This is a genomic window from Caulobacter sp. GW821-FHT09B08 (genome assembly GCF_059418225.1).
Genome location: NZ_JBWKPL010000001.1, coordinates 440,387 through 459,670, shown reverse-complemented (window position 1 = coordinate 459,670; position 19,284 = coordinate 440,387). Strand labels below are relative to the sequence as shown.

21 protein-coding genes are annotated in these 19,284 nt (G+C 70.2%); 11 read left to right on the top strand and 10 right to left on the bottom strand.

The genetic code is table 11. The features are described 5' to 3' along the window. Positions 1-23: 23 nt before the first annotated feature. The 3 genes from AC07OA_RS02145 to AC07OA_RS02135 all read right to left on the bottom strand — a co-directional run bounded on the left by AC07OA_RS02145 (position 24) and on the right by AC07OA_RS02135 (position 3,149). Complete coding sequence (locus AC07OA_RS02145; RefSeq protein WP_494662112.1) at positions 24-1,520, bottom strand: hypothetical protein; 1,497 nt, start codon at positions 1,518-1,520, stop codon at positions 24-26. Positions 1,521-1,590: 70 nt separating this feature from the next. Then, complete coding sequence (locus tag AC07OA_RS02140) at positions 1,591-2,274, bottom strand: peptidylprolyl isomerase (protein ID WP_494662111.1); 684 nt, start codon at positions 2,272-2,274, stop codon at positions 1,591-1,593. Between the two features lie 122 nt (positions 2,275-2,396). Continuing rightward, positions 2,397-3,149 carry an SDR family oxidoreductase gene (locus AC07OA_RS02135; RefSeq protein ID WP_494662110.1) on the bottom strand — a complete coding sequence of 251 codons (753 nt, stop codon included), beginning with the start codon at positions 3,147-3,149 and terminating at the stop codon, positions 2,397-2,399. A 198-nt stretch (positions 3,150-3,347) separates the two neighbouring features. Here AC07OA_RS02135 and AC07OA_RS02130 point away from each other — a divergent pair, with 198 nt between their 5' ends. Next, on the top strand, positions 3,348-3,893 hold the full coding sequence (locus tag AC07OA_RS02130; protein ID WP_494662109.1) for a TetR/AcrR family transcriptional regulator: 546 nt from the start codon (positions 3,348-3,350) through the stop codon (positions 3,891-3,893). Between the two features lie 20 nt (positions 3,894-3,913). On the opposite strand, the gene AC07OA_RS02125 is transcribed toward AC07OA_RS02130, so the two are convergent. Genes AC07OA_RS02125 through AC07OA_RS02115 form a run of 3 tightly spaced genes read right to left on the bottom strand, consistent with a single transcriptional unit; the run spans position 3,914 to position 5,158 of the window. Next, on the bottom strand, positions 3,914-4,345 hold the full coding sequence (locus AC07OA_RS02125; RefSeq protein WP_494662904.1) for a DUF4345 family protein: 432 nt from the start codon (positions 4,343-4,345) through the stop codon (positions 3,914-3,916). 28 nt (positions 4,346-4,373) lie between these two features. Further along, positions 4,374-4,757 (bottom strand): VOC family protein, encoded by a 384-nt coding sequence (locus tag AC07OA_RS02120; RefSeq protein WP_494662108.1) that lies wholly within the window; start codon positions 4,755-4,757, stop codon positions 4,374-4,376. Between the two features lie 14 nt (positions 4,758-4,771). Then, a complete protein-coding gene (locus tag AC07OA_RS02115) occupies positions 4,772-5,158 on the bottom strand; it encodes a protease inhibitor I42 family protein (RefSeq protein ID WP_494662107.1) in 387 nt (128 codons plus the stop codon). Positions 5,159-5,368: 210 nt separating this feature from the next. Here AC07OA_RS02115 and groES point away from each other — a divergent pair, with 210 nt between their 5' ends. From groES to AC07OA_RS02100, 3 genes are all read left to right on the top strand, one after another. Next, the gene (gene groES, locus AC07OA_RS02110) at positions 5,369-5,659 is read left to right on the top strand and encodes a co-chaperone GroES (RefSeq protein ID WP_494662106.1); all 291 of its coding nucleotides are present in this window, start codon (positions 5,369-5,371) and stop codon (positions 5,657-5,659) included. A gap of 60 nt (positions 5,660-5,719) precedes the next feature. Beyond that, the gene (gene groL, locus AC07OA_RS02105) at positions 5,720-7,363 is read left to right on the top strand and encodes a chaperonin GroEL (RefSeq protein WP_494662105.1); all 1,644 of its coding nucleotides are present in this window, start codon (positions 5,720-5,722) and stop codon (positions 7,361-7,363) included. A 230-nt stretch (positions 7,364-7,593) separates the two neighbouring features. Continuing rightward, the gene (locus tag AC07OA_RS02100) at positions 7,594-7,821 is read left to right on the top strand and encodes a hypothetical protein (RefSeq protein WP_494662104.1); all 228 of its coding nucleotides are present in this window, start codon (positions 7,594-7,596) and stop codon (positions 7,819-7,821) included. Between the two features lie 4 nt (positions 7,822-7,825). Here AC07OA_RS02100 and AC07OA_RS02095 read toward each other — a convergent pair whose 3' ends face one another. Then, the gene (locus AC07OA_RS02095) at positions 7,826-8,695 is read right to left on the bottom strand and encodes a hypothetical protein (protein ID WP_494662103.1); all 870 of its coding nucleotides are present in this window, start codon (positions 8,693-8,695) and stop codon (positions 7,826-7,828) included. A 478-nt stretch (positions 8,696-9,173) separates the two neighbouring features. Here AC07OA_RS02095 and AC07OA_RS02090 point away from each other — a divergent pair, with 478 nt between their 5' ends. From AC07OA_RS02090 to AC07OA_RS02075, 4 genes are all read left to right on the top strand, one after another. Then, complete coding sequence (locus AC07OA_RS02090; RefSeq protein WP_494662102.1) at positions 9,174-9,302, top strand: hypothetical protein; 129 nt, start codon at positions 9,174-9,176, stop codon at positions 9,300-9,302. A gap of 43 nt (positions 9,303-9,345) precedes the next feature. Continuing rightward, on the top strand, positions 9,346-9,660 hold the full coding sequence (locus AC07OA_RS02085) for a hypothetical protein (protein ID WP_494662101.1): 315 nt from the start codon (positions 9,346-9,348) through the stop codon (positions 9,658-9,660). Positions 9,661-9,879: 219 nt separating this feature from the next. Beyond that, a complete protein-coding gene (locus AC07OA_RS02080) occupies positions 9,880-10,791 on the top strand; it encodes an intradiol ring-cleavage dioxygenase (RefSeq protein ID WP_494662100.1) in 912 nt (303 codons plus the stop codon). A 208-nt stretch (positions 10,792-10,999) separates the two neighbouring features. Then, the gene (locus AC07OA_RS02075; RefSeq protein WP_494662099.1) at positions 11,000-12,166 is read left to right on the top strand and encodes a DUF3089 domain-containing protein; all 1,167 of its coding nucleotides are present in this window, start codon (positions 11,000-11,002) and stop codon (positions 12,164-12,166) included. Positions 12,167-12,311: 145 nt separating this feature from the next. Here the strand turns inward: AC07OA_RS02075 and AC07OA_RS02070 are convergent, their stop codons facing one another. Continuing rightward, positions 12,312-12,491: a DUF1328 domain-containing protein gene (locus AC07OA_RS02070; RefSeq protein ID WP_494662098.1), complete on the bottom strand. Its 180-nt coding sequence runs from the start codon at positions 12,489-12,491 to the stop codon at positions 12,312-12,314. A gap of 141 nt (positions 12,492-12,632) precedes the next feature. Between AC07OA_RS02070 and cobT the strand changes: the two genes are divergently transcribed. From cobT to AC07OA_RS02055, 3 genes are all read left to right on the top strand, one after another. Continuing rightward, entirely contained in the window at positions 12,633-14,561 is a 1,929-nt protein-coding gene (gene cobT, locus AC07OA_RS02065) for a cobaltochelatase subunit CobT (RefSeq protein ID WP_494662097.1), read from the top strand. Then, positions 14,558-15,619: an esterase-like activity of phytase family protein gene (locus AC07OA_RS02060; protein WP_494662096.1), complete on the top strand. Its 1,062-nt coding sequence runs from the start codon at positions 14,558-14,560 to the stop codon at positions 15,617-15,619. Before cobT ends, AC07OA_RS02060 begins: the two co-directional genes overlap by 4 nt. 62 nt (positions 15,620-15,681) lie before the next feature. Next, a complete protein-coding gene (locus tag AC07OA_RS02055; RefSeq protein ID WP_494662095.1) occupies positions 15,682-16,191 on the top strand; it encodes a T6SS immunity protein Tdi1 domain-containing protein in 510 nt (169 codons plus the stop codon). A gap of 182 nt (positions 16,192-16,373) precedes the next feature. On the opposite strand, the gene AC07OA_RS02050 is transcribed toward AC07OA_RS02055, so the two are convergent. Both AC07OA_RS02050 and AC07OA_RS02045 read right to left on the bottom strand, forming a co-directional pair. After that, positions 16,374-16,676: an RNA-binding S4 domain-containing protein gene (locus AC07OA_RS02050; RefSeq protein WP_494662094.1), complete on the bottom strand. Its 303-nt coding sequence runs from the start codon at positions 16,674-16,676 to the stop codon at positions 16,374-16,376. Next, positions 16,673-19,216 carry a helicase-related protein gene (locus AC07OA_RS02045; protein ID WP_494662093.1) on the bottom strand — a complete coding sequence of 848 codons (2,544 nt, stop codon included), beginning with the start codon at positions 19,214-19,216 and terminating at the stop codon, positions 16,673-16,675. Before AC07OA_RS02045 ends, AC07OA_RS02050 begins: the two co-directional genes overlap by 4 nt. Positions 19,217-19,284 lie beyond the last annotated feature (68 nt).

Below are 19,284 nucleotides of genomic sequence, written 5' to 3'. Positions count from 1 at the left end.
GATGAGCGGTTATTTGGAGTTCCCTACAAATCCCCCCACAGTGGCACGGTCAGCGGGCGGCCCCATTTGGCCAGGGCGGCCAGGACGTCGGGGCGGGCGCGGACGGCTTCGTCGCGGGCGACCATGGCGGCGGCGAAGGGCGCGCGCTTGGGCGGCGGCTTGGTGGTGCGGAAGGCGCTGAGGGCGCCGGCCCGCTCGACCGGATCCTCCAGCCGCTTGATGTACAGCGCCGCCAGCTCGTCCTGGGCGTCCAGGCAGGCCAGGGCGTCGGCCAGGGCGCCGGCGTTGTCCTTCCAGCGCGCGCGCATGCCGGCGACCAGGGTCTCGGCGGCGGCCTTGTCGCCCAGCTGCACGCGGGCGCAGGCCTTGTTGCCGTCGACCAGCATCAGGCCGTACTTGGCGGTCTGCTTGATGTCGACCGCGTCCAGGGCCTTGAGGGCCTCGTTCGGCCGGGCGGCCCGGTTCAGCATGACGGCGCGGTTGATGGTCTGGCTGACGCGGTCCTTGCCCACGGCCTCCAGCACCACCTTGTCGGCCTCGTCGTAGCGGCCCTGGTCGAAATAGGCGAAGGCCAGGACGTTGAGCATCCACGAGCGGTGGTCCTCGGCGTCGGTGAAGGTCTCGCCGGCGCGCAGGCGGGCGGCATAGGCCTCGCCCAGGGCCACGGCCTCGTCGTAGCGGCCCAGGTTGCTGAGATCGCTGACCGCCTCGGCGACCGGCTCCAGGGTGTTGGGGGCGGCCTTCATGCGACCCTGCCGGTCGGCCAGCTCGGCCTGGGCGATGGCGACCCAGTCGAAGCGGCCCTCGGCCTCCAGGTCGGCCCACAGGGATTCGAAGCGGCGGTCCTGGGCGATCGTCAGCAGGTCGTCGACGCGGGTCATGGCCATGATCGCCCCGCGGGCCTTGGCCTTGTCGCCGGTCTCCAGCAGGCGGCGGGCGCGGCGGCCGGCCCATTCGTTGCGGTCCATGTCCCGCAGGGTCTGGTTGGTCCAGGGCACCTCGTGCAGCCGGGTCAGCAGCTGGGCCTCGCGGACCGGATCGTCGCGCAGCTTGAACAGGATCCAGCGCAGGCGCTTGGGCTCCCAGTCGGCGATCTGCGAGGGATCGCCGTCGATGATCGCGTAGAGGTGGGGCAGGTAGTCGTCGGGCGCCTCGCGGTCCCAGGCGTCGTCCATCAGGGCGTCGTGGCCGAAATAGGCCATGCGCGGATCGACCGGCAGGGCGATCAGCGACCGCGCGGCGGCCAGGGCCTGGGGGCTGCCGCTGGGCGCGCAGACCATGGCCGCCATCTGGGCGATGCCCTGGGTGCGCGGGCTTTGCACGGAAAAGCGCGGATCGGCCATCAGCTTGGCCAGGTGGCTCTTCTCGCCCTTGCAGGCCTTCAGCTCGCTCTCGAAGACCTTGGTGACCGTCTCGCGGATCTCCAGCTCCAGGGTCAGCCGCTCGGCGACGGCGCCCGTGGCGCAGAAGGCGGCGGCAAGGCTCAAGGCGACGCCCAAGGCGCGCGTGACGATACGCATGAAAACAGATCCCCCGAATCCAGCCCGCAACACAGCATGGCCGTGCGGCGTCGGCAACGTCCGGTGGAGCTTACAGTTTCGGCGGGGCGGTGACGTCGGGGCCGGCGGGAGCGGGGACGCGGCGGGCCGAGACGATCGGCACCGGCGGGTCCAGGATCTGGCCCTTCATCACCGGATTGATCGCCTTGCCGGGCGTGGGCAGGGCCAGGATTTTCTTGGCCACGTCCATGCCCTGGACCACGCGGCCGAAGGCGGCGAAGCCCAGGTTGTCGCCGGGAGCGGCCGGGTTGGCGTCGAGATAGGGCGCGTCGCCGATGCAGATGAAGAAGTCCGAGGTGGCCGTGCCGGGCGCGGTGCGGGCGATGGAGACCGTCCCGTCGACGTGCTTGAGCCCCGTCTGGCTGGTGGGCTCGTGGGCGACCGGCGGCAGGGCGCCGACGTTCTGCAGTCCGCCCTGGATCAGGCCGTAGTCGACGGCGCCGGGCGCGCGGGAGGCCCGGAAGAAGGTGGCCTTGTCGTAGAGCTTGCGGTCGACATAGCGCAGGAAGTTGGCGGTGGTGACGGGCGCCTGGGCCACGGCCAGCTCGATGACGATCCGGCCCTGCGGGGTGTCGATGGCGACATAGACCGGCGGCTTGGGGGCGGGGGCCGGGGCCGGCGTCTGGGCGGGCGTGGTCTGGGCGGCGGCCGGGAACGCGGCCAGGGCGCCGGCCAGAGCCAGGATTTCGCGACGGGCGGGGAGGCGGTGGGTCATGGCGGGCAGGTTAGCCCTGTCCGGCCCGATCTTTCCACCTCGATCCGCCCTTGGTCCGCCGAGGGGGGAGCGGATCGCGAGGGAGCGCCGGCCCCCTCGCGCCGCGTATCGCCCGCCTGGGATCAGGCGTTGGCGCCGCCATCGACCAGGATGCCCGAGCCGGTGACATAGGCGGCTCCGGGGCCGGCGAGGAAGGCGACGGCCTCGGCCACTTCCCAGGTCTTGCCGTAGCGGGGGATCGACAGGGTCGGCAGAACCGACGGCGCGATCGGGCCGTCGGCGGGGTTCATGTCGGTGTCGGTCGGACCCGGACGGACTAGGTTGACCGTGATCTCGCGCGCGCCCAGCTCGCGGGCGAGGCCTCGGGTGAAGCTCTCCAGCGCCGACTTGGTGGCCGCATAGACGGTCAGTCCGCCGAACGGGACCTGCAGGCCCACATTGCTGCCGATGGTGATGATCCGGCCGCCGTTCGGAATGTGCTTCAGCGCGGCCTGGGTGGTCAGGAAGACGCCCCGCACATTGACGTTCAGCTGGACGTCGATCTCCTCCAGCGGTTGCTCGGCGAACGGGCCGATGCGCGCGACCCCGGCGTTGTTGACAAGGATGTCGAGGCCGCCGAGGTCGGCGACGGTCTTCTCGACCGCCGCGACGACGGCTTCGGGGCTGGCGGCGTCGGCCTGGAGGGCGACGGCCTTGCGGCCCAGGGCTCGGATCTGGGCGGCCAGCGCCTCGGCCTTTTCGGCGGACTTCTCGTAGGTGATGGCGACGTCGGCGCCGTCCTCGGCCAGCTTCAGCGCGATGGCCGCGCCGATGCCACGCGCGGCGCCGGTGACCAGGGCGCGCTTACCCGAAAGGCGAAGTGAAGGGGTGCTCATGAGGGTTTTCCTGTGGCTCTGCCAATTCTGTGTCGATCGGCACGGAAATAGCTGGGGAGCTTGTGCGCCCGGCGCAAGGAATTATGTATCGATCAACAAAAATTAGAGATTCGCATGTCGTCGCCCCCCTCGGCGGCCCCTGGTCCTGGCCGGGGGCGCCCCCGCAGTTTCGATCGAGACCAGGTCCTGGAACGGGCGATGCGCGTGTTCTGGGCGAAGGGCTTCGCCGGGGCGTCGATGACCGACCTGACCACGGCCATGGGCATCGCCTCGCCCAGCCTGTACGCGGCGTTCGGGTCCAAGGAAGGCCTCTATCGCGCGGCCATCGACCACTATCTGGCGCTCTACGATGCGCCCTCGCGGTGCGCGCTGGCGCTGCCGACGGCGCGGGAAAGCGTCGAGGCCCTGTTGCGCAACGCCGTCAGCGCCTTCTCCAGCTGCGACACCCCCAGCGGATGCATGGTCGTGCAGACGGCCGCGGAGGCCGGCGACATGTCGGCCGATCTGGCGGCCAGCCTTTGCGCGCTGCGCGCCGCCAACGACGAGTCCCTCGCGGCCAGGCTGCGAAAGGGGGTGGAGGAGGGCGACGTTCCCGCGGGGACGGATGTCCGCGCCGTCGCCGACTTCTACGCCACCGTCCGCAACGGCCTGAGCCTCAGCGCGCGGGGCGGGGCCGGGACGGACCAGTTGAACTCGGTCGTCACCTCGGCCATGGCGGCCTGGGCGCCGCTGACGGGGGCCTGAGGCCCTCCCGAGCGCGCGCCTTACACCAGCATCCCGTGCCCGCGCAGCACCACCAGCCGGCCGGGGTTGAAGAACGGCAGGCACAGGGTCACGGCGATCAGGACCTCGAAGACCAGGCTGGCGAGGTTCAGCCGGCCGCCGCGGCCCCGGTCGGCCAGGGCCGAGAACGACCGGCCCAGGGCCGCGCCCAGCCAGGCCGTGGCCAGGGCGAAGGCCATGGCCGCGCCGACGCCGGGCTGGTAGCTGAGGAACAGGGCCGTGGCCGCGTGGGACAGGATCACCAGGCCCCCCAGGGCCCGGCCCTCGCCCCAGGGCACGGTGGGCGGGGCTTCGCTGTCGGACGGCGGCGGGCCCAGCACCGAGCCCGGCCGCGCCAGGGTCAGGCCGCCCAGCACGCCGCCGATCACGCAGGCGATCAGCGCCAGGATCAGCGAGAGGCCGTAGCTGGAAATGGTCACGCGTGCTGGTCTCCGGCCGGGGTCATGCGGGCGCCCGGCAGACGGCTTCGATGTTGAAGCCGTCCGGGTCGAGCACGAAGGCTCCGTAATAGTTGGGGTCATAATGCGGCCGCGGGCCCGGCGCGCCGTTGTCTTTCCCCCCGGCGGCGAGCGCGGCGGCATGAAAGGCGTCGACCTGCGCCCGGCTCGTGGCCGAGAAGGCCACGTGGAACTTGCCCGAAAGGCCGTCCTGGCCGGCGATCCAGAACCAGGGGCGGTCATCGCCGTAGCCGACCACGTCGACGCCGTTCGTATATTCCTTGGGCACGACATACAGCGGGGCGATCCCCAGCGGCGCCAGGGCCTGGTCGTAGAAGGCCTTGGCGCGGGCGTAGTCGGAAACGCCGATGGTGATGTGGTCGATCATCGCCAATCCTTCCTTCAGCGCACCCGCACGTCGAACACCGCCTTGCGGTCGTCGGGGCGGTCGGGCTCCCAGGGGCGCTTGAGGGTGAAGGACAGGGTGGTGCGGCCGCGCGCCAGGGCCTTGTAGCTGTAGACCGTGGTCACCGGGCCGCCGGGGCGCTCGGCGTCGGTGACGCGGCTGGAGCCGCCGCCCAGGATCGGCGAGGCCTCCTCGTCCAGCCGCCAGCCATGGCCCGTACCGGCGTTCATCGGCAGCACGATGTCGAAGGCCTGGCCGCGCGCCACGGTCACCGGACCGGCCTGGTCGGCGGTCAGGGTCAGGGCCGGCGGCGGCGGGCCGGCGGCGCAGCCCCCCAGCACCAGCAGGGCGGCGGCCATTGTTGCGGCATAAAGCGTCTTCATGATCGTCCCTAACGTGATCTCGGCTTCGTCCGTCATCTGACTTGGGCCGCGAACGACCCACAGCAAATCGTCCCTGGCCGTCCTTGACTCCCCCCACCGCCGGTCCTAACTCCTGCCCGGCGTTGGCACTCGGTGGGAGCGACTGCTAACAGCAACGCTCCCCGCTGGCCGACGAACCATAATTTAAAACCGTCCCGACGGAGAAGACTCATGAAATTTCGCCCTCTCGGCGACCGCGTCCTGGTGAAGCGCGTCGAAGAAGAAACCAAGACCAAGGGCGGGATCATCATCCCCGACACCGCCAAGGAAAAGCCGCAGGAAGGCGAAGTCGTCGCCGTCGGCCCCGGCGCCCGCAACGACAAGGGCGAAGTCGTCGCCCTGGACGTGAAGGCCGGCGACCGCATCCTGTTCGGCAAGTGGTCCGGCACCGAAGTGAAGGTGGACGGCCAGGACCTGCTGATCATGAAGGAAAGCGACGTCCTGGGCATCGTCGAGGCCTAAGGCCCGACCGCTCGACGACCGCTTCCTACCCGTAATTCTCTTTTAGAAGGGCTCATACACATGGCCGCTAAAGACGTTTATTTCTCCTCGGACGCGCGCGACAAGATGCTGCGCGGCGTCAACATCCTCGCCAACGCGGTGAAGGTGACCCTGGGCCCCAAGGGCCGCAACGTCGTGATCGAAAAGTCCTTCGGCGCCCCGCGCTCGACCAAGGACGGCGTCTCGGTCGCCAAGGAAATCGAACTGGCTGACAAGTTCGAGAACCTCGGCGCGCAGATGATCCGCGAAGTCGCCTCCAAGACCAACGACAAGGCCGGCGACGGCACCACCACCGCCACCGTGCTGGCCCAAGCCATCGTCCAGGAAGGCCTCAAGTCGGTCGCCGCCGGCATGAACCCGATGGACCTGAAGCGCGGCATCGACAAGGCCGTCGGCGTCGTCGTCGAGGAAATCAAGAAGTCCTCCAAGAAGGTCACGACCAACAGCGAGATCGCCCAGGTCGGCACCATCTCGGCCAACGGCGACAAGGAAGTGGGCGACATGATCGCTCGCGCCATGGACAAGGTCGGCAACGAAGGCGTCATCACCGTCGAGGAAGCCAAGACCGCCGAGACCGAACTCGACGTCGTCGAAGGCATGCAGTTCGACCGCGGCTACCTGTCGCCGTACTTCATCACCAACGCCGACAAGATGGAAGTTCAGCTGGAAGAGCCGCTGATCCTCCTGTTCGAAAAGAAGCTGTCGTCGCTGCAGCCGCTGCTGCCGGTGCTGGAAGCCGTCGTCCAGTCGGGCCGTCCGCTGGTGATCATCGCCGAGGACGTCGAGGGCGAAGCCCTGGCCACCCTGGTGGTCAACAAGCTGCGTGGCGGCCTGCGCGTCGCCGCCGTCAAGGCTCCGGGCTTCGGCGACCGCCGCAAGGCCATGCTGGAAGACATCGCCATCCTGACCGGCGCTCAAGTCGTGTCGGAAGACCTGGGCATCAAGCTCGAGAACGTGTCGCTCGACATGCTCGGCAAGGCCAAGAAGGTCTCGATCACCAAGGACGACACCACCATCGTGGACGGCGTCGGTGAAAAGTCGGCGATCGAAGCCCGCATCACCCAGATCAAGCGCCAGATCGAAGACACCACGTCGGACTACGACAAGGAAAAGCTGCAAGAGCGTCTGGCCAAGCTGGCCGGCGGCGTTGCCGTCATCCGCGTCGGCGGCTCGACCGAAGTCGAAGTGAAGGAAAAGAAGGACCGCGTCGACGACGCCCTGAACGCGACCCGCGCGGCCGCCGATGAAGGCATCGTCCCCGGCGGCGGCACCGCCCTGCTGAAGGCGTCGAAGGCCCTGGCCACCCTGGTCGGCGACAACGACGACCAGACCGCCGGCATCGCCATCGTCCGTCGCGCCCTGCAGGCCCCGATCCGTCAGATCGCCGAGAACGCCGGCGTGGAAGGCTCGATCGTGGTCGGCAAGATCCTCGAGAAGGACGACGCGACCTTCGGCTTCAACGCCCAGACCGAGCAGTATGTCGACCTGGTCGCCGACGGCGTCATCGACCCCGCCAAGGTGGTCCGCACCGCTCTGCAGGACGCCGCCTCGGTGGCCGGCCTGCTGATCACCACCGAAGCCGCCATCGTCGAAGCGCCCAAGAAGGCCTCGGCCGGCGGCGCCCCGGGCGGCATGCCGGGCGGCATGGGCGACATGGATTTCTAAGAAGTCCTGTCAGCTCAAGCTGATAGCTAAGAGAAGGGCGGGGCCGCGAGGTCCCGCCCTTTTTCTTTGATCTAAAACTAAAATGTCGGTTTTCCGACGGAAGCTAAATTTGACGTTGAGCGTTCCCTACCTTCGAGGGAATCCCCCGGATGGCTGGCGGCTCAGAAAGAACGCCCATGAAAGACGCGACTTTGACGCGGCTCGCGCGCGAGGCTGATTTCCGGTCTCGCGTGAACGAGAAGCTTCTGAAAGCCTTGATGGCCCTGCTGGCGGTCAAGGACGAGCACCTGCTCGACGAGCTGTGCGTCGTCTTCGAGCATGCCCGCCAGAAGGAGGGCGAGATCGGCGAAGGCGGGCCGGACGTCTGGCGGGGTGTTGACCGGCAGATCGGCGTGCTGCTGGACCTGGCGCACACCGAAGACCTGGACGCCATCGAACAGGAGGCCTGGAAGCACTAGGCTTTCAGGACGCCTGGACGGGCTTGGCCGCGCCGGCCCGCTTGCGCCAGGCGACGAACGGTATGCCGATCACGATCGCGACCAGCAGATAGAGTCCCACGGCGGGGGCGACGGCCTTGTCGCCCGCCAGGTTCAGGCTGGCCAGGGCCAGGGCGATGCCCGGATGGCGCTGGGCCGAGGCGAAGGCCAGGTCGGTCCGGTGGTCCGGCTCGGGCCCGCCCAGCAGCAGGCCGGACACCAGGCCCGCCAGCACGAAGATCAGGAAGGCGATCAGCGCGCCGTCGCCGATCAGCCCCACGATCGGCCCCCACAGCTTGAACACGATCGGCAGGGCCGACAGCACCAGCAGGCCCGTGCCCAGCTTGGACAGCCACGGCTGGGCCTTGATCGCCAGGTCCGGGGCGAAGCGGCGGACCAGCGCGCCGGCCGCCAGGGGCAGCAGGATGATCGTGAACAGAATGCCCGCCACCTTGCCCATGGGCGCCAGCACGTCCACGCCCAGGACGCTGGCCAGCAGGTGGCTGGCCAGGGGGATCCAAACCAGGGCGAACAGCGAGCAGGCTGTCAGCAGCCCCACCGCGTAGACCACGTCGCCGCCCGCCTTGATCTGCTTGCCGGGCAGCATCGGCGGGATCGGCGCCAGGGACAGGGCGATGAGCACCCCCATGACCGCGTGCGGCGGGCGCAGCAGGAAGACGATGGCCAGGGCCACGGCCAGCATCACCCCGAAGGCCGAGAACAGCGAGCGCGCCAGCAGCCAGGGTCGGCGCAGCACCGAGATCAGGTCCTTGGGGATCGCCGACAGGCCCAGGGCGAAGACGGTGATGATCAGGCTGGCCTTCAGGGTCAGCACGATTATGGCCACGATGCTCATCGCCCGGATCCCGGATCGGCCCGCGAGGCGAGCCTGCTGGACTCAAGGCTGGCGCCGAAGGGCGCGGGGGTCACTGCGGGCATCCCCTAGGCGTGGGGTCCGCGATACCTGAGGGGCCCGGAACATTCACGGTTGTGGATAACCGATCACGCTCGCGTTAACACCTGGAGCTTTTTCATGGCCAAGCCCGTTTCCGAATCCGCGAACGCAGCAAGCGTTCCCTGGAGGGCTGGTCGATGGCGCGTCACGAGATTCACCATTTCCGTAACCGGCGTACCCCCAAGGCCGTGTACATCGCCTTGGGTTTGGGTCTGTGGCTGACCCTGGGTCTGGTCAGTCAGGCCGCGTTCCAGTACCTGGGCTAGAGCTCGCCCGACACGCGTATGCCGCTACCATTCGTCACGCATCTTTCCTGGAGTTGAGGGCGTAGCTTCACCTCGAGACGCGCGGAACGACGCGTCCGTCGGGAGTGAACGCCATGCGTGAGAACCTTGTCCGCCGCCTGCGCGAGCGGCGCCTGCCGCCCGTCGGCCTGATCCTGCTGGGCCTGGCCAGCTGGGTCTTCCTGGGCGTGGTCGCCCAGGTTGGATTTCGCCTGATCGGGTGACGGGCCCGATGACCAGCCCGCGAAACCTGCTACATCGGCGGACATGTTTCGCCAGCGACCCGACGCCGATCTGATCGTCCAAGGCTGGATGGTCGCGGTGATGGTCGAGATCGCCGGCGAGCGTCTGCCGGTCCGCCACTACTTCGCCGTCGGCAAGGCCGACCGCGCCCAGGCCGAATGGGCGGCCGTGGACCTAGCCATGCAGGCCGGGCCGGTGGCCTCCAGCCCCTCGGCGGGCCGCGAGCCCGTGGAGGCGATGAGCGAACTGGTCGCCTACCGCATGCGGGACCTGGGCCTGAAGGTGGGCGAGGCACGGGCCTTGGGGGACAAGTATCCGAGGCGGTGGTTGATGGGGTAGGGCGCGACGCCCCCTCCGTCATGTCGCCTATCGGCGCCATGCCACCTCCCCCGTTTCACGGGTGAGGAGAAGGTTAGCGCGGCTCCTCCTCACCCGTGAAACGGGGGAGGTGGCGCGAGGCGTAGCCTCGTGACGGAGGGGGCGTCCCCGCCCCAACCGTATCGACCGCTGAAATCTTCCAGCAACACGCCCGTAGCGCTCGCCCGGCAGAACGGCGTCATGAGCACGACCCACGATCCTTCCCCTCGCAATCTTGGCCGCCGCCGCCTGCTGACCCTGGCCGGCGCCGCGCCCCTGGCCCTCGCCGCCGCGCCCGTCCAGGCCGCCGGCCCCGTCTGCCGCCTGACGCCCCAGGTCACCCAAGGCCCCTACTGGTTCGACCCCAAGCTCAATCGGGCCGATGTCACCAAGGGCAAGCCCGGCGTTCCCACGCGCGTGGCGGTCACGGTGCTGGACGGCGCCTGCCGGCCGCTCGCCGGCGCCCGGGTCGACATCTGGCACTGCGACGCCTCGGGGGTCTATTCGGGCTACGAGGGCCAGGGCGACGACCACAAGACCGGCGCCAAGGGGCAAACCTTCCTGCGCGGCGCCCAGGTCACCGACGCCGACGGCCGCGTGACGTTCCGAACCATCTGGCCCGGCTGGTACGAGGGCCGCACCCCGCACATCCACCTCAAGGTCCACCTGGACGCCCGCACGGTGCTGACCTGCCAGCTGTTCGTGCCCGACGCCCTGTCCGAATGGCTCTACGAGAACGTCCCGGCCTATCGCCGCTCGGGCAAGCGCGACACCTTCAACCGCCAGGACGGCATCGCCCGCCAGGGCGGCGAGGCCATGGTCGCGGCGGTCAAGGAAGGCGCGGACGGCTACGAGCTGGCCCTGACCGTGGGCGTGGATTCGGCCGCCGACTGGAAGGACGAGGGCTTCGGGCCGGGCGGGCCGATGGGCATGGGACCGCCGCCGGGAGGGTTCCCGGGCGGTCCGCCGCCGGGTGGTCCCACCGGTCGTCCGCCAGGCCCGCCGCCGGGCGGCTTCCCGGGCGGTGGTCCGCCCGACGGCATGGGCGGCCGGCCCCGCCGCCAGGCTCTGACCGGCGAGGCGCGGGTCAAGGCGGTGGTGCCGGGGGTCTGAAGGCGCCCGTCAAAAAGTTTGTCATCCCGGGCGTAGCGAAGCGGAGACCCGGGACCGACGCGTGAACTCAGAGCTTCGGGTCGGTCCCGGATCGGCGCGCTGCGCGCTTGTCCGGGATGACAGTTTTTATTTGCGTCGAAGGTGGGGTTCCCATCCCCGTCGTCCCAAGCCATCCTCCGCCCCAACAACCGTTCGGAGGGGGCGTTCGATGTCACGCAAGCTGTGGGCCGCGTTCGGCCTGATCGTCGGCCTGGGGCTGAGCGCCAGCGCCTGCGCGCAACCCGCGCCGGCCGCTCCGACCGGGCCCAACGACTACGCCAAGGACGAAAGCTGGCTGTGCCGCCCCGGCCGCGCCGACGCCTGCGCCGCCGACCAGACCGCGACCGTCATCCAGGCCAATGGGTCGACCAGCGTCGAGACCTTCAAGGCCGACCCCAACGCCCCCATCGACTGCTTCTACGTCTATCCGACGGTCTCCAGCGACCCCGGCGGCAACAGCGACATGACGCCGGACCTGCCCGAAAAGGCCGTGGCCGACCAGCAGTTCGCCCGCTTCGGCTCGGTCTGCAAGCTGTACGCCCCCAACTACCGCCAGGTGACCATCGCGGCCCTGCGGCGGGTGATGATGGGCCAAGCCTCGAACGGCGACGGCGAGCTGGCCTATGGCGACGTGCTGGCCGCCTGGAAGGACTATCTGGCCCGCGACAACCACGGCCGCGGCGTCGTCCTGATCGGCCACTCCCAGGGCTCGCGCATCCTGCTGCGGCTGATCAAGGAGGAGGTCGACGGCAAGCCCGTGCAGAAGCAGCTGGTCTCGGCCCTGATCCTGGGCATGAACACCCCCGTCGACCCGGCCAAGGACGCCTACGGCTCGCTGCCCCTGTGCCGCAAGGCCGGCCAGACCGGCTGCGTGATCAGCTACGTCTCGTTCCGCGCCGACGTGCCGCCGCCGGCCACCAGCAAGTTCTTCGGCAAGGTGGCCGAGCCGGGTCTGCGCGCGGCCTGCGTGAACCCCGCCGCCCTGGCCGGCGGCTCGGCCCCGGTGAAGAGCTATTTCAGCGACCGCACGATCATGGGCAGCAAGATGCGCCCGGCCACGGTCTGGGCCCAGGGCGTGGAGGTTTCGACGCCGTTCGTCGAGCTGCCGGGCCTGGTCTCGGCCGAATGCGTGCGCAGCGGCGAGTTCGACTACCTGGCCGTGACCGTCCATGCCGACAAGGCCGACCCCCGCACCGACACCATCCCCGGCGACCTGCTGGTGCTGGGCCAGCCGCTGAAGGACTGGGGCCTGCATCTGGTGGACGTGAACCTGACCATGGGGGACCTGGTCGGCGTGGTGGGGGCGCAGTCTAAGGCTTACGTGGCGGCGAAGTAGCGGATCTGAGGCGCACCCACTTGCCCCCACCTGACCGCTGCGCGGTCTGTCCGCCCCGTAGGGGGCGGAGGACGCACGCTCTATCGTCCTCTTCCCCCTACGGGGGGAAGGAGCGCCGAAGGCGCGAAGGGGGCAAGTGACGCCGTCAGTCCCTAGTCACGCTCTTGAACACCGTCACGCCCAGGACGGCGAAGATGATGAAGCCGATCAGGAACAGGAAGAACAGGATCTTGGCGACGCCGGCCGCCGCGCCGGCGATGCCGGTGAAGCCCAGGGCGCCGGCGATCAGGGCGACGATCGCCAGGATGATGGCCCATTTCAACATGGTGGTTTCCTCGAACACTTGAGCCCACCCGTCGCGGGCCTGGCCGAGAAACGCCGCTTTCAGTTCCGATGTTCCCTTTGGCGCCCCCGCCGCCCCTTGCGGCGCCTTGTGTTCGCCGCCCTGGCTGGGTAACCCGTATCCATGGCCTCCAAGCCCGAAAGCCCGACGGAACCCTTCAAGCGCGCCCTGGCCCACGCGGCGCGCTCGCTCGCCGAGACCCCCGACCTGGAGGTGGTGTTCTCCGGCGAGGGTCCCAGCCTGGTCGGCAACCGGGCGGTGCTGCCCCATCCGCCGCGCGACCTGAACAGCAAGGAAGCCGCCCGCATCCGGGGCCTGGCCGACCAGATGGCCCTGCGGCTGGCCCACCACGACAATGTCGCCCACGCCCGCGCCCGCCCCAGCTCGCCCGACGGCCAGGCGGCCTTCGAGGCCATCGAGCAGGCGCGGATCGAGGCCATCGGGTCCAACAACCTGGGCGGGGTGCGCGCCAACCTGACCGCCGCCCTCGAGGCGCGCCTGGAAAAGCAGGGCCTGACCCGCGCCGTCGCCACCGACCGCCAGTCGGCCCCCATGGCCGAGATCCTGGGCCTGATGGTCCGCGAGCGCCTGACCGGCGACGCCCCGCCCGACGGGGCGAAAGCTCTCGTCGACATTCTGCGCGCCGACATCGAGTCCAAGGCCGGCAAGGACCTGGACCGCCTGGCCGCCGCCATCGACGACCAGGCCGCCTTCGCCAAGGTCACCCGCGAGATCCTGCGCGATCTCGACCTGGGCGAAGACATGTCCGACGCCACCGAGTCCTCCGACGAGGACGAGGGCGACGAGGACCAGAACACCGAGGCCAGCGAAGACGACAGCGGCGAAGGCGAGGGCGAGCAGTCCGAGGGCGCCGATCCCCAGCAGACCGAGACCTCCGACCGCGAGACCGAGGCCGGCGACGAGGAGATGGTCCAGTCCGAGCAGGACGGCGATCCCGAGGAGACCGAGGAAGCCCCCGAGATGGGCGACGGCGCCAAGCCGGCCCGTCCCGATCCCGGCCAGGGCGGCGCGGGCGAGCCGGCCTACAAGGTGTTCACCACGGCCTATGACGAGGTGGTGCCCGCCGAGGACCTCTGCGACGCCGACGAGCTGACCCGGCTGCGCGCCTATCTGGACCAGCAGCTGAACGCCTTCTCCAGCGTGGTCTCGCGCCTGGCCAACAAGCTGCAGCGGCGCCTCTTGGCCCAGCAGAACCGCGCCTGGACCTTCGACCTGGAGGAGGGGATGCTGGACGTCGCCCGCCTGACCCGGGTGATCATCGACCCCACCGCCCCGCTCTCCTTCAAGCAGGAGGAGGACGTCGAGTTCCGCGACACCGTCGTCACCCTGCTGATCGACAATTCGGGCTCCATGCGCGGCCGGCCGATCATGGTGGCCGCCGTCTGCGCCGATATTCTCGCGCGCACCCTGGAGCGCTGCGCGGTCAAGGTCGAGGTGCTGGGCTTCACCACCCGCGCCTGGAAGGGCGGCAGCGCCCGCGACGAGTGGATCAAGGCCGGCAAGCCGCCCGCCCCGGGCCGCCTCAACGACCTGCGCCACATCATCTACAAGAGCGCGGATGCGCCCTGGCGCCGGGCCCGCAAGAACCTGGGCCTGATGATGCGCGAGGGGCTGCTGAAGGAAAACATCGACGGCGAGGCCCTGATGTGGGCCCACCAGCGCCTGGTCGGCCGGCCCGAAGCCCGCCGCATTCTGATGGTGATCTCGGACGGCGCGCCGGTGGACGACTCCACCCTCAGCGTCAATTCGGGCCACTATCTGGAGCGCCACTTGCGGCAGGTGATCGCCGAGATCGAGACCAAAAGCCCCGTCGAGCTGATCGCCGTGGGCATCGGCCACGACGTGACCCGCTACTATCGCCGCGCCGTCACCATCGTCGATGTGGAACAGCTGGGCGGCGCCCTGGTCGACCAGTTGGCCGGGCTGTTCGACGAGGAGCCCAAGGCCGTCAAGCGCGCCAAGGGCCTGCTGGCCGCCCCGCCGACCGTGGTGCCCCAGGCTCCGAAGGCCGCCCGCAAGGTCCCCGCGTGATCGGACTGCGCGGCTTTCTCGTGCTGGGCCTGGCCTCGCTGGCCCTGGGCCAGTGCGCCAAGAGCCCGCCGCAGCCGGCCGTCCTGCCGGTGGCCCCGGTCAAGGTCGGGCCGGAGATCGGCCTTTCGACCACGCCCGTGCCCTTGAGCTCAGCCAATCCGCCGCCCGTCTCCATCGGCCGTTTCGTCTATGCCGGCGGGATCGCGATCAGCAGTCCCGACACCGCCCGCCTGCACGGCCTGTCGGACCTGAAGTTCGGCCCCGACGGTGGGATCGTCGCGGTCAGCGACGACGGCGACCTGTTCGAGGCCAAGCTGGTTCTGGACGAGACCGGCCGCCTGGTCGGCCTGACCGACGGCAAGCTGTCGCCGCTGAAAGGGCTCGATGGCAAGCCGCTGCAGGGCAAGGAGCAGTCCGACGCCGAGGGCCTGGCGATCCTGGCCAATGGCGACCGCCTGGTCAGCTTCGAGCGCGATCACCGCATCTGGCTCTATCCGCGCCAGCCGGACGGCAGCTACGGCCTGCCGCGCGCGGTCAGCAAGCCGGCCACCACCTTCCCCGACAACGAGGGCATGGAGGCCCTGACCGCCTATCCTATCGCCGGACCCGACGCCTATCTGGTGGGCGGCGAGGAGGGCGAGGTGTGGCTGTGCAAGGTCTCCGCCCCCTGCGTGGGCCTGGCCCCGCAGTCGCCGCCGGACTTCACCTGGGGCCTGACGTCTTTCGCGGCCTTCGAGGGCCAGGCGGTGGCGGCCCTCTATCGCGCCTATGACCCGATCCGGGGCTGGCGCGGCCAGGTCCGCTTCATCGTCGACCCCCGCGCCCCCGCCGCCAAGCAGGTGGTGGCCGCGTCGCTGACCCTGGACGGGGCCGTGACGCGCGACAACTTCGAGGGCATCGCGTTGAGCCGTTCGCCGTCGGGCGCGACGCGGATCTACATCCTGTCGGACGACAACGACGCCCCCAACGAACGCACCCTGCTGATGGCCTTCGACTGGACGGCGCCGCCCCCGCCGCCGCCGGCCCCGCCCAAGAAGGCGCCGGTCCGCAAGCGCTGACCGAACTGGTTGCGAAGCCTCCCCGGTAGCCTAGATTGGGTGTCGCATTCGGGGGAATGGCCATGTTCGATCGGTTCAAGAAGCGCCTGGGGCTTGGGGGAGCGGCCAAGCCCGATCTCGACGGCGCCTATCGCCCGCATCGCGCCGAGGACGTCGCGCGGTTCACGCTGCTGGCCGCCGACGCCTTTCCCGAGTTCGCGGGCCGCATCACCTGTTTCGGCGCCGACTGGCTGGGGCGGCAGTTCGCCACCGACAACGTCCGGATCGTGGGCGGCCAGCCCCAGGTGTTGATGCTGGAGCCCGGCACGGGCGAGGTGCTGGAAATCCCCGTCAGCCAGGCCGGGTTCCACGACGAGGAACTGGTCCGCTACGCCGACGAGGCGGTGGCTCTGGGCTTCTACGCCCAATGGCGGGCGGCCGGCGGCCCGCCGCCGGCCTATGACCAGTGCGTGGGTTACAGGACGCCGCTTTATCTGGGCGGGGCCGACGAGGTCGCCAATCTCGAGCTGAGCGACCTGGACGTCTATTGGACGATCTCGGCGCAGCTGCTGGCGAGGGTGAGGAAAGCCTAGGGAGCGGACTCAATTGGATCGCTGAATTTCAGCTGTCATCCCGGCCGTAGCCCTGCGCAGCGGGGCGAAGAGCCGGGACCGACGCGTGAACTCAGAGTTTCGGGTCGGTCCCGGATCGGCGCGCTTCGCGCTTGTCCGGGATGACAGCCGATAGGGTTCTGAGAACAAAACCCATGCGGCGCCTACCCCTCCACCACCTCGTACAGTTCCCGCGCTTCGCTGGCCGGTCCTCGCCGCTCGCCGAAGCCGACCACCCGCACGGCGACGATCCGGCCGCCGACGGCGAACATCAGGCCGTCGCCGATGCGCAGGCCGCGCGAGGGCTTGTCGACGCGGCTTTCGACGCCGGTGCGGGTCAGGCGGATGCGGCCTTCCTCGACGAAGCGGCCGGCCAGGGAGCGGGTCTTGAAGAACCGCGCGCGCCACAGCCAGACGTCGGCGCGGCAATGGCCAGAATCTTGGGGGGCGGCGCCCTCGTCGCTCATGACGCCGCCTTCACGGCGGCGGGCTTCCTGCGGCGCGGTTTCTTGCGCCGGGGCGGCGGCTCGGTGAGCTTGGCCAGGGCCGCGAAGGGCGAGTCCGGACGCGCGACCACCTTGGGCTCGGGCCGCTGGGCGCCGCGCCGTTTCCAGACGATGGGATCGCCCTCCTTGGGGCGGATGGCCGGGGTGTAGTCGAGCGCCCGCAGCACGGCGGCGGCCTCGGCCGGGGTCCAGCCCAGGGTGTCGCGGGCGGCGTCGGTCAGCACCACCCCGCCGGGCTTCTGGCCCTCGCGCAGCAGGGCGTCCAGCCGCTCCAGCATCTCGACCGGGGCCACATGCTTGCCCACCAGCCGCAGGCCGTTGGCGGCCAGGGCGCGGGCGTCCGGCGTGGGGCTGGGGGCGAGGGCCAGCCGTTCGGACGCCGCGCGCCAGCCGCCCGGCGTCAGGGCCCGCGCGGTGGCCAGGGCCTCGGGCCGCAGCACCGAGGGCAGGAACAGGCTGAAGGCCCCGATCCGCACGCCCAGGCTCTTCAGCGTCCGCCGCTCGGCCTGGCTCATGGCCTTCAGGTCCGTGTCGACGGCCCGCTTGTCCAGCACCCCGCCGGCCTCCAGCAGGCGGTGAGCCAGGCCCCGGGGCAGGCCCTTCAGCTCGCCGCCGGACAGGGCGCGGGCCAGCTTGCGCAGACCTGGCAGCTGGCGGTCGATCTCGCCGGCCAGGAAGGCGTCCAGGCGACGCTCGGCCCGCTCCCGCGCGGCCGTGTCGCCCAGTTCGCCCAGCAGGCGCGCGCGGGGGTGCAGCAGGTCGCCGCCGGAACGCACGGCGCCGGCCGCCGCGCCGTCCCACAGGATCGCGCCGTCGGGTGTCAGGGTGAAGGCCGTGTCCGGCTCGGCCGCCAGCTTGCCCAGGCGTCGCCCGATCTCCGGGGTGACGGCCCGCTGGGCGGTGTTGCGCAGCGCCTTTTCCTCAAGCGCCGTCGCGCCCTTCTCGGGCACGAAGGTGACGCCGGTCAGCCGGCCGACCACATGGCCCTCGACCGTCACCGCCCCGTCGGCGCCGACCCCGGCCAGCGGGACCTCGCGGTCGCCCAGCTGGCGCATCAGCACGCTGGTGCGCCGGTCGATGAACCGGGCCATCAGCTTCTCGTGCAGGGTGTCCGACAGCCGATCCTCCAGCTGCCGCGTCACCCCCTGCCAGTGCTGCGGGTTGTGCAGCCAGTCGTTGCGGGCGGCGATGTAGCTGAGCGTGCGCACGCCCGAGAGCCGCGCGGCCAGGCTGTCGATCTCGCCGTCGGTGCGGTCCAGCGCCTTGAACTGGCCGGCGATCCAGTCCTCGGGCAGGCGCTTTCGGCCCGTGGTCAGGTCGTCGAACAGGGTGCGGACCATGCGCTGGTGGTCGTCGTCGGTGGTCTTGCGGAAGTCGGGGGTCTGGCAGACGTCCCACAGCCGGATCAGGGCCGAGCGGTCGGCCTTGCAGCGGGCGACCACGTCCTCCTGCTGGGCCAGCTTCCGTAGGGTGCGCTCGTCCAGGGCCTCTTCGGACAGGGTGAGACCCCCGCGCGGCGGCGGCTCGGCCAGGGAGCGCAGCAGGCCGTGGAGCGAGCCGAAGTCCAGGCGCGCGTTGCGCCATTCGGCGGCGATCACCGGCTCGAAGCGGTGGTTGACCACGCTCTCGACCAGGTCCTCGTCCATCTCCTCGCAGTCGCCCGTGACCCCGAAGGTGCCGTCGCGGGTGAAGCGCCCGGCGCGGCCGGCGATCTGGCCCACCTCCTGGGGGTGCAGCCAGCGGGTGCGCTTGCCGTCGAACTTACGCAGGCCGGCGAAGGCCACATGGTCGACGTCCATGTTCAGCCCCATGCCGATGGCGTCGGTGGCCACCAGGAAGTCGACCTCGCCGGACTGGTAGAGGGCCACCTGGGCGTTGCGGGTGCGGGGGCTGAGCGAGCCCATGACCACGGCCGCGCCACCCCTTTGCCGCCGGATCAGCTCGGCGATGGCGTAGACGGCGTCGGTGGAGAAGGCGACCACGGCGGTACGCCGCTGCAGGCGGGTCAGCTTCTTGGAGCCGGTGTAGCTGAGGGTCGAGAACCGCTCGCGGGTGACGATCTCGGCGTCGGGCAGCAGGCGGCGCACCAGCGGGGCCATGGTTCCCGCGCCCAGCAGCATGGTCTCGTACTTGCCCCGCGCGTGCAGCAGCCGGTGGGTGAAGATGTGGCCGCGCTCGGGATCGGCGGCCAGCTGGATCTCGTCGATGGCCACGAACTCGACCTCGCGGCCCAGGGGCATGGCCTCGACCGTGCAGACGAAATAGGCCGCGCGAGGCGGGACGATCTTCTCCTCGCCGGTGATCAGGGCGACGGACGCCTTGCCGCGCAGCTTGACGATGCGGTCGTAGATCTCGCGGGCCAGCAGGCGCAGCGGCAGGCCGATCATCCCCGAGGCGTGGCCCAGCATCCGCTCGACGGCCAGGTGGGTCTTGCCGGTATTGGTGGGGCCGAGCACCGCCGTCAGCTTGGAAGGGGCCAGGCCTGTGGAACGGTCACTCATGGTTCGAAAGTGGGATGGGAATCGAGGCTAGGCAAGCGGGGGTGTGGCGAAGCCCCCTCCGGCCCTTC